Raw genomic sequence first — 2,318 nt, 5'->3', positions numbered from 1 at the left:
GCACGGCCCGCCGCCCTGCCCCGCCGCCCCGAGTCCGGCATCACCAGCACCGGTGGCCCGAGGGCCGTCATGCAGCACCGTGGCGACAGCGTGACGCTGAGCGGCCAGGGCTATGTCCTGGTGCGCTGGCAGATCTCGCCGAAGTCCCGGCCCGGCGCGCTGGTCATGCCGACCTGGACCGGCCTGAAGGGCAAACTGTTCCACGTGGCCTCCGGCGGCACGCGCCGCATGGACGACCCGCTGCCCGGCGCCCCCAACGGCTACGCCACCGGCATGGGAGGCCCGGACATCGGATACGCGGTGATGCCGCCCGGCACCCAGCAGATGTGGCAGAACGAGTACTTCTACGTCGACGGCACCGTCACCCTCACCCAGAACGAACGCGGCTGCGACTACGGCCTGACCGTCTTCCCGTCGAGCCGGCAGGCCGTGGACAAGGACGTCAACGAGGGCCCCGCGCAGGGCGCCATCCGCTACGGCCTCGTCCGTGACACCGGCACGGACAGCGCGCCGGTGCCGCAGTACGTCACGCGCTCGACCCCGGCCGATCCGGCGACGGTCCCGCAGCGCTCGCGCGTGTAGCGCACAGCACGTCGATGCGGTTGGTCGTGATCGAGTCCACCCCCGCGTCCAGCAGCCGTCGCATGGCGCGGCGCGTGTCGGGGGTCCAGACGGACAGCAGGTAGCCGTCGCGGTGGACGCGGTCGGCGAGGGGGCGGTCCACCAGCGAGAAGCGGTAGTTGAGCCAGCGCGGGCGGATCGCCTCCAGCAGGACGGGCCGGGGCGGGGCCAGCGTCGTCCAGGTCAGGGCGATCTCGGCGGCCGGGTCCGCCGCGCGCACGGCGAGCATGGCGTCGGCGCCCGCGCAGTAGTAGACGCGGTCCGCCGCCCCTGCCTCCCGTACGGCGTCCATCACCCGCCGCACCGCCCGCACGTCGGGCGAGCCGGGCAGGTCGATCATCACCCGGTGGCCGTCGGTCGCGGCCAGCGCCTCCGTCAGGGCCGGAATCCCGCCGCCGGTGAGCCCGCGCACCTCCTCCCAGGACAGCGCGAGCACCGGCCGCTCCTGCTCCCAGAGCCGCTTCAGCGTGTCGTCGTGCAGCAGCACCGGCACGCCGTCCCGGGTCAGCCGTACGTCGATCTCCACCGCGTCCGCGCCCCGGTCGAGCGCGGAACGCAGCGAGGCGACGGTGTTCTCGCGGTGGCGGTACGGGTCGCCCCGGTGGGCCACGGCGGTCACGCGCCGCCCGGGGAAGCCGGGGCGCTCGGAGGAGGGCGTCACCGGCCGAGCCACCCCGCGGTGTACGTGTCGATCTCCTCCTTGATCCGGGCCTTGCCCGCCGCGTCCAGGAACGAGGCCTCGACGGCGTTCTTCGCCAGCTCGGCCAGGCCCCGCTCGTCGAGGTCGAGCAGCCGGGCGGCGACCGCGTACTCGTTGTCGAGGTCGGTGCCGAACATCGGCGGGTCGTCGGAGTTGATCGTGACGATGACCCCGGCCTCGGCGAACTCCTTGACCGGGTGCTCGTCGAGGGTGCGGACCGCGCGCGTGGCGATGTTGGAGGTCGGGCACACCTCCAGCGGGATCCGGTGCTCGGCGAGGTGCGCGAGGAGCTTCGGGTCCTGCGCCGAGCTGGTGCCGTGGCCGATGCGCTCGGCCCGCAGATGCGTGAGGGCGTCCCACACCGTCTGAGGGCCGGTGGTCTCACCGGCGTGCGGTACGGAGTGCAGACCGGCCGCGATCGCCCGGTCGAAGTACGGCTTGAACTGCGGACGCGCCACGCCGACCTCGGGCCCGCCCAGACCGAAGGAGACCAGGCCCTCCGGGCGCAGCCGGTCGTCGGTGGCGAGCCGGGCCGTCTCCTCGGCGGCTTCGAGCCCCGCCTCGCCCGGGATGTCGAAGCACCAGCGCAGCACCGTACCGAAGTCGGCCTCGGCGGCCTTGCGGGCGTCCTCGATCGCGTCCATGAAGGCGCGCTCGTCGATGCCGCGGCGGGTGGAGGAGAACGGCGTGATGGTCAGCTCGGCGTACCGCACCTGCTGCCGGGCCAGCTCACGGGCCACCTCGTAGGTCAGCAGCCGGACGTCCTCCGGGGTGCGGATCAGGTCGACGACCGACAGGTACACCTCGATGAAGTGGGCGAAGTCGGTGAAGGAGAAGTAGTCGACCAGGGCAGCGGGATCGGTCGGGACCTTCGAGTCGGGGTGGCGGGCGGCCAGCTCGGACACGATCCGGGGGGAGGCGGAACCCACGTGGTGCACATGCAGTTCGGCCTTGGGCAGCCCGGCGACGAAGGCCTTCAGGTCGCGCGGGGCACGGG

2 protein-coding genes and 1 pseudogene are annotated in these 2,318 nt (G+C 73.2%); 1 reads left to right on the top strand and 2 read right to left on the bottom strand.

What is annotated here, in order from left to right; all coding sequences use genetic code 11:
* A pseudogene (locus CA983_RS42840) lies at positions 1-582 on the top strand (sigma-70 family RNA polymerase sigma factor); the annotation flags it as partial.
* Here the strand turns inward: CA983_RS42840 and CA983_RS42835 are convergent.
* Complete coding sequence (locus CA983_RS42835; RefSeq protein WP_244207344.1) at positions 527-1,282, bottom strand: glycerophosphodiester phosphodiesterase; 756 nt, start codon at positions 1,280-1,282, stop codon at positions 527-529. The pseudogene CA983_RS42840 and the gene CA983_RS42835 sit on opposite strands and share 56 nt — an antisense overlap.
* A partial coding sequence (locus CA983_RS42830) for an adenosine deaminase (protein ID WP_244207343.1) occupies positions 1,279-2,318 on the bottom strand: 1,040 nt, incomplete at its 5' end. The genes CA983_RS42830 and CA983_RS42835, both read right to left, overlap by 4 nt.

The sequence above is a fragment of the Streptomyces swartbergensis genome (genome assembly GCF_002148965.1).
Classification (GTDB): Bacteria; Actinomycetota; Actinomycetes; order Streptomycetales; family Streptomycetaceae; genus Streptomyces; species Streptomyces swartbergensis.
The sequence above is the reverse complement of the archived record's forward strand: the minus strand, read 5'-3'. Positions and strand labels throughout refer to the sequence as shown.